Annotated in this window: 6 protein-coding genes and 2 pseudogenes; 5 read left to right on the top strand and 3 right to left on the bottom strand. The window is 65.0% G+C overall.

All coding sequences use genetic code 11. The features are described from left to right. Positions 1-165: hypothetical protein (locus Q7V15_RS06650; protein ID WP_304754643.1), on the top strand; the 165-nt coding region annotated here is incomplete at its 5' end. Positions 166-375: 210 nt separating this feature from the next. Here the strand turns inward: Q7V15_RS06650 and Q7V15_RS06645 are convergent. Then, a pseudogene (locus Q7V15_RS06645) lies at positions 376-636 on the bottom strand (hypothetical protein); the annotation flags it as partial. Between the two features lie 421 nt (positions 637-1,057). Further along, positions 1,058-1,345 carry a DUF5076 domain-containing protein gene (locus Q7V15_RS16485; protein WP_370689781.1) on the bottom strand — a complete coding sequence of 96 codons (288 nt, stop codon included), beginning with the start codon at positions 1,343-1,345 and terminating at the stop codon, positions 1,058-1,060. A gap of 158 nt (positions 1,346-1,503) precedes the next feature. On the opposite strand from Q7V15_RS16485, the pseudogene Q7V15_RS06640 reads away from it, so the two are divergent. From Q7V15_RS06640 to eno, 3 genes and pseudogenes are all read left to right on the top strand, one after another. After that, positions 1,504-2,259 (top strand): annotated as a pseudogene (locus tag Q7V15_RS06640) (CTP synthetase); the annotation flags it as partial. Between the two features lie 648 nt (positions 2,260-2,907). Continuing rightward, positions 2,908-3,090 carry a 50S ribosomal protein L32 gene (gene rpmF / locus Q7V15_RS06635; protein WP_293409299.1) on the top strand — a complete coding sequence of 61 codons (183 nt, stop codon included), beginning with the start codon at positions 2,908-2,910 and terminating at the stop codon, positions 3,088-3,090. A gap of 154 nt (positions 3,091-3,244) precedes the next feature. Beyond that, a complete protein-coding gene (gene eno, locus Q7V15_RS06630) occupies positions 3,245-4,525 on the top strand; it encodes a phosphopyruvate hydratase (RefSeq protein ID WP_304754641.1) in 1,281 nt (426 codons plus the stop codon). Here eno and Q7V15_RS06625 read toward each other — a convergent pair. Beyond that, complete coding sequence (locus Q7V15_RS06625; RefSeq protein ID WP_304754640.1) at positions 4,522-5,631, bottom strand: sugar MFS transporter; 1,110 nt, start codon at positions 5,629-5,631, stop codon at positions 4,522-4,524. The two genes, eno and Q7V15_RS06625, sit on opposite strands and share 4 nt — an antisense overlap. Positions 5,632-5,843: 212 nt before the next feature. On the opposite strand from Q7V15_RS06625, the gene Q7V15_RS06620 reads away from it, so the two are divergent. Beyond that, positions 5,844-6,158, top strand: a complete 315-nt coding sequence (locus Q7V15_RS06620) for a septum formation initiator family protein (protein WP_304754639.1) — start codon at positions 5,844-5,846, stop codon at positions 6,156-6,158. Positions 6,159-6,183: the final 25 nt, after the last annotated feature.

Here is a 6,183-nt window from a genome sequence, read left to right as displayed (position 1 = left end):
GGCCTGTCGCCGGACGGGGTCCTGCCGGAAATCTGCGAGCGGTCCGACCATCCCTGGTTCATCGGCGTCCAGTTCCACCCCGAACTCAAAAGCCGCCCCTTCGAACCCCACCCCCTCTTCGCCAGCTTCATCGGCGCGGCGAAGGAACGGAGCCGGTTGGTTTAGGGGGAGGGCGCATCTGCCCTTGGGTCTGGAAGCGGATAGTCCGCGAATCTTGCCGACGGTCCCGCAGCCCTTCTTCTTCGACTGCTGCGACACCTGATCGGCCGGCGCCGGCTGCTGCGGCTGGATATCGCCCAGCACCTGACCCGGATCATAGACCCGGAAGGTCGAGCTCTTGTTCTGGGCGTTGACCACCTTGTTCGGCACAACCAGCACCCGGTTGGCCGCCAGCGGCTCGGTCCCGTTCAGGCCATTGGCCTCCGCCAGGACGTACCAGAGCCCCTCGTCCCCCCAGACCTTCAGCGCGACCGTGCGAAGCGTGTCGCCCTCCGCCACCCGGTAGGTCGTGGCGGTAAAGGCTTGCCCCTGGGCGCCCGGGTTCAGCGGCGCATAGATCTCGTTGAAGCTTGCGTGGGACGCCGCCGCCCCACTGCGGAACAGGTTCGGCGACGGCGTCGCCGTCCGCAGCGCCATGGCGTGCTACTGCGAGTGACGGTCTTGCGGGCTCGATCGGCGAAACACGCGACGTACGACTTAGACCGGGAAGAAAGTGTACGTGTCCCAGTCTCGAGGCCGCACACGCCCACTTGTTCTGTCGTTTCAATGGACTAGCCGAACCGCAGGTGTGCGTAAGGTGTATAAGCAAGCAAGCTTGCTTCTCGCCCCTCCTGGACCCCTCTGGGGCCGGCTTTTCTCGATGGGGATTTCAGCGCTCAGGGTTCGGGATCAGAGCCCGCTAGGCGCCCATCAGCGACCACGACTTCACGCAAGTCGATGCAACCCCGCAAGCTGTTGATCCTCAACGAGGATCCGAAGCCCTTTTATCTTGCCCTCCGAGATAGCCCTCCGAGATAGAAGCACTTCGCCCAGGCACCCGCAGAATGACGGGTCGACGTCAGTTCGGGGAAGCATCCGTTGGTGACGTCCACTCAACATCGAACCCTTGCTTGAGGCGGTCTAACGCTGACGTAGAGTCGTACCGGCCAGACTGCGCGTAAGCGCTCGCGATATGTTTCGCGAGATCAACCAGCATTATGCCCCAGTGAGCAGGGTCGTCCCATAGATTGGGATTCAGTGAGACGACTTGTTGTCCCCCAGCCGCCCAAACTCGAAGCATTTCTATTGCCCGCGGGTCGTCCGTTATCTGCGCAGGGACAGGCAGTCCATTCGTCTGATCAGTCATTTAGTATCCTAGTGCAGTGGTTAATCCCGTGGCTCTGGTAGTCCCTAACCCGGTCTACGATTAGGTCCAATTGGGTCGCGTTGGTTGGATACGTAGGGAGAATTGATAAGTGGGGACACGTACTATTTTGCAAAAGTGGTGCGTGTCCCCAGTTTGGCGTCGGCAAATATACCGGCCTGACCGACGCCTATAAGTCCCTGGTCGAAGCCCTGGTCCATGGCGGCGTGGCCAACAATGTCCGCGTCCGCTTCGACTGGGTCGAGGGCGAGGCCTTCGAGGGCGGCGATGAGAGTCTGATCTCCGAACGCCTCACCGGGGTGCATGGCGTTCTGGTGCCGGGCGCCTTCGGTCAGCGGGGCTCTGAAGGTATGATCGAGGCGGTCCGCTTCGCCCGGGAGCACGAGATTCCCTATTTCGGCATCTGTTTCGGCATGCAGATGGCCATGATCGAGGCGGCCCGGAATCTGGCCGGCCTGAAGGACGCCTCCTCCACGGAATTTGGTCCCACCTCCGAACCCGTCGTCGGCCTGATGACCGAATGGGTGCGGGGCAATGAGCGGGAGACCCGCGGCGAGGGCGACAATCTGGGCGGCACCATGCGCCTGGGCGCCTATGACGCGGTCCTGACACCGGGGTCCCGGGTGGCGGACATCTATGGCGGCCATGCGATCAGCGAGCGCCACCGCCACCGCTATGAGGTCAATATCGGCTATCGCGAGGCCATCGAGGGCACGGGCCTGACCTTTTCAGGCCTGTCGCCGGACGGGGTCCTGCCGGAAATCTGCGAGCGGTCCGACCATCCCTGGTTCATCGGCGTCCAGTTCCACCCCGAACTGAAGAGCCGCCCCTTCGAACCCCACCCCCTCTTCGCCAGCTTCATCGGCGCGGCGAAGGAACGGAGCCGGCTGGTTTAGCCTCCCATCGTAGGGGGAAGAGGTTCTCCCCCTTAGGCATCTGCGATTGTCACTGGGGCGTGCAGGCCGCTACTCTCGTTTGCGCTAGCATCCAAATGGCAAGCTGGGGGGCTTGGGCAAGTGATTTTCCATCAGTTTGCCTTGAGATGCGGGGTCGTGTGCGCGCTTGCCCTTCTCTCGTCGTGCGCTCCCGGGGATGAGCCTAGCGGTCCCGTGAACGAGCCCGTGGACCTATTTTGGTATGCACGGGCCAATAGCGACGACCACATTCGCATTCCTGGTTTCCGTACCATCGCCGATTGCCGACAGGCTGGCTTTGCCATGTCGAGACTTGTTGCCGATGAGCGGATAGCCTCCTGCGAAATCGCAGCTGGCCTCGCTGGTGTCGAGGTGCCTTCAGAGGGCGGTGTCGGCTGTGACGATATCACGGCGCTGCGGAAGCCTTGGTTTGAGTGCGGAACACGATGCAGACCGTGGGAAGTAAACCCCGCCATTACTCGGTGCCGGGATACCGAGGAGTACCGATGAGCTCGCCGTCTCAGACCACACAGGCGCTTGAAACTCCCGGCGGATTGCGTCATACACGCGCGCTCATGTCGGCGGCCCCCGCGGCCGCCGTCTCAATTTTTATACGCCTGCGAGATTCCCATGGCCGTTCCTAAGCGAAAAGTATCGCCCTCGCGGCGCAACATGCGGCGCTCCCACGATGCGCTGGGCAAGAACTCCTTTGTCGAAGACAAGGAAACCGGCGAACTGAAGCGCCCCCACCACATCGACCTGAAGACCGGCATGTATAAGGGCCGTCAGGTCCTTACGCCGAAGGAAGACTAAGGCTCTTTCGAAAGCCGTCTTTCGTCGCAAGACATCAAGGCCTCGCCCGGACCGGGCGGGGCCTTTTGCGTGGCCGATTGCCGCGCGGGGCGAAGGTGGCTAAGCCTCCCGGGCCTTTTTGCAACCCTGCGCCGCCAAGCCTGTGAGGACCGCCATGACCGAGATCGTCGACATCACCGCCCGCGAAATCCTCGACAGCCGCGGCAACCCCACGATCGAGGTCGACGTGATCCTGGAAGACGGCGCGCTCGGCCGGGCCGCCGTGCCCTCGGGCGCCTCCACGGGCGCCCACGAGGCGGTGGAGAAGCGGGACGGGGACAAGGGGCGCTATCTCGGCAAGGGCGTCTTGGAAGCCATCGATGCGGTGAACGGCGAGATCTATGACGCCCTGTCAGGCTTCGAGGCCGAGGATCAGCGTCGGCTGGACGCCACCCTGATCGCGCTGGACGGCACGGCCAACAAGTCGCGCCTGGGCGCCAACGCCATCCTCGGCGTCAGCCTGGCGACCGCCAAGGCCGCGGCCATCAGCGCCAACCTGCCGCTCTACAAGTATGTGGGCGGAGTCTCGGCCCGGGTGCTGCCGGTGCCGATGATGAACATCATCAATGGCGGGGCGCACGCCGACAATCCCATCGACATCCAGGAGTTCATGATCCTGCCCACCGGCGCCGACACCTTCGCCGAGGGCCTGCGCATGGGCGCCGAGATCTTCCACAGCCTGAAGAAGGCCCTGAAAGACGCCGGCCACAACACCAATGTGGGCGATGAGGGCGGCTTCGCCCCCAATATCGGCAGCGCCGAAGAGGCGCTGGCCTTCATCGTCAAGGCCGGTGAGGCGGCGGGCTATCGCTGCGGCGACCACTTCCACCTGGCCCTCGACGTGGCCGCCACCGAGTTCTTCAAGGACGGCAAGTATGTGCTGGACGGGGAGGGCAAGACCTTCGATCCGGCCGGCATGGTCGATTATCTTGCCGCGCTGGTGGCCAAGTTCCCCATCGTGTCGATCGAGGACGGCTGTTCGGAAGATGACTTCGCCGGCTGGAAGCTCATGACCGACAAGCTGGGTGGCCAGATCCAGCTGGTGGGCGATGACCTGTTCGTCACCAATCCGGCCCGGCTGTCGGATGGTATCAACCAGGGCCTGGCCAACTCGATCCTGGTGAAGGTCAATCAGATCGGCACCCTGTCGGAGACCCTGGACGCCGTGGATATGGCCCACCGGGCCGGCTACACCGCCGTGATGAGCCATCGCTCAGGCGAGACCGAGGACTCCACCATCGCCGACCTGGCTGTGGCCACCAACTGCGGACAGATCAAGACCGGCTCGCTGGCCCGCTCTGACCGGACGGCCAAGTACAACCAGCTGCTGCGCATCGAGCAGGAGCTGGGCGACCAGGCCCTCTATGTCGGCCGCAAGGCGCTCAAGCACATCTAGCTGTCGTCCCGGCTCAGGCGCAGGGTGAGGACCAGCATGACGGCGGGTACGGCCACATAGAGGCCCAGTCCCGCCGCCAAGCCCCAGGCGTCGGCGGCAAGGCCCACGAGCGCCGGGAAGCCGGCGCCGGCCAGGCCGATGGCCGACACCGCGGCGCCGGTCGATCCCGCCTGTCCAGGCCGCAGGGTCAGGACGCGGCTCTGCAGGGCCGTGTAGAAGACCGCCCCGCTGAACCCGAAGACCAGGCCGCCGGCGACGACCAGCCACGCCTGGGGGCCAAAGGCCATGACCGGCAGGCTGAGGGCGGCGACCAGCGCGCTCGGGATCAGGGCCCGCCCGGGCGCTGTGGCGGGGATCAGACGTCCGGTCAGGCCGTGGCCCAGCAATCCGCCCACCAGCGCGCCGGCTGACAGGATGACCGCCAGCCCGGGGCCATAGCCTGCGACCTGGTCGAGATAGGCGATCAGGAAGGCCAGCAGCGGCTCGTCCAGCAGGCTGAAGAGCCCCATGATCACCGCCATCAGCAGGACCCGCCCATCGGTGATCAGGGCGAGCAGGTCGAGGCCGGGGCGCACCTCACCCTCACGCCTGTGCGGCGGGGGGAAGCGCTGGCTGGCGAGCCACAGTCCGTAGGCCAGCATCAGCCCGCCGCCCGCCAGGAAGAGCCCTCGCCAGCCCAATCCGACGGCTGCGGCCAGGGCCAGGGACAGGGGCGCCAGCAGGTCGCCTGCGGCCGACCAGGCGTTTACCCGGCCCAGCGCCCGGGGCAGGTCGTCGCCGGCGAGGTCCACCAGGGCCACCTCACAGCCATGGATGAAGGCGTCGCTGGCCGCCCCCCAGACGAAGGCGGCGGCGAACAGCATGATGAAGGAGTCGGAGAGGCCAAAGGCGACCATCGCTGCGCCATAGGCCAGGGCCCCCAAGGCCGAGAGCCAGCGCCGACTGACATAGTCGGCCGCGGCCTGGAAAACGATCCCAACGGTTCCGCCAAGACTGAGCGCGGCCAGGACCAGGCCACCCTGGGCATAGCTTAGGCCGACGTCCTCGCGCAGGGGTTCAAGAACACCGGCCGGCAGAAAGGTGAACCACTCGTCGGCGAATCCCACCAGCAGCAGGGCGGCGACGAGAGAATAGGGCGCACGCCCAAGCGGCGGCAGCAGCCATGCCGCAGAACGCCTCAGCCGGTCAGCGGAGCGCTCAGATCAATTGGGAGGGTGCTTCCGATCCATAGCGGCGAGTTTCGACGGCAAACGGCTGAGCTGCAACGCAAAATTAAGCACAATTGACGACTCTGGCCCATCCGCTGCGTGGAATCACCGTGCTCACAGCCGTCCGTTCCTACATCTCGACCGCCGCCCTGGCGCTCCTGATCATCTATTTCGCCTATCATGCCTTTACCGGCGATCAGGGCCTGCTGACCTCGGCCCAGCGGGACTATACGCTGGCGGTGAAATCGGCCGAGCTGAAGCGCCTGACGGCTCAGAGGCAGGATCTGGAGACCCGGGCGATGTTGCTGCGCGACACGTCGCTTTCAGCCGATCTTCTGGAGGAGCGGGCCCGGTCTCTTCTAGGATACAGCCATCCCAGGGACTATGTGATCCGCATCCAGCACGACGACTCGGTGGGCGGCTGACGGATCGGCCGGCTCTGGGTTAGGG

It is taken from the genome of Phenylobacterium sp., assembly GCF_030651755.1.
Lineage (GTDB): Bacteria > Pseudomonadota > Alphaproteobacteria > Caulobacterales > Caulobacteraceae > Phenylobacterium.
This window is presented reverse-complemented; position numbering and strand designations above follow the sequence as displayed.

What these genes read in the sequence shown, in the direction of transcription:
- Q7V15_RS16485 (WP_370689781.1), bottom strand. Translation starts at nt 1,345, where the DNA reads ATGACTGATCAGACGAATGGACTGCCTGTCCCTGCGCAGATAACGGAC.
- rpmF (WP_293409299.1), top strand. Translation starts at nt 2,908, where the DNA reads ATGGCCGTTCCTAAGCGAAAAGTATCGCCCTCGCGGCGCAACATGCGG.
- eno (WP_304754641.1), top strand. Translation starts at nt 3,245, where the DNA reads ATGACCGAGATCGTCGACATCACCGCCCGCGAAATCCTCGACAGCCGC.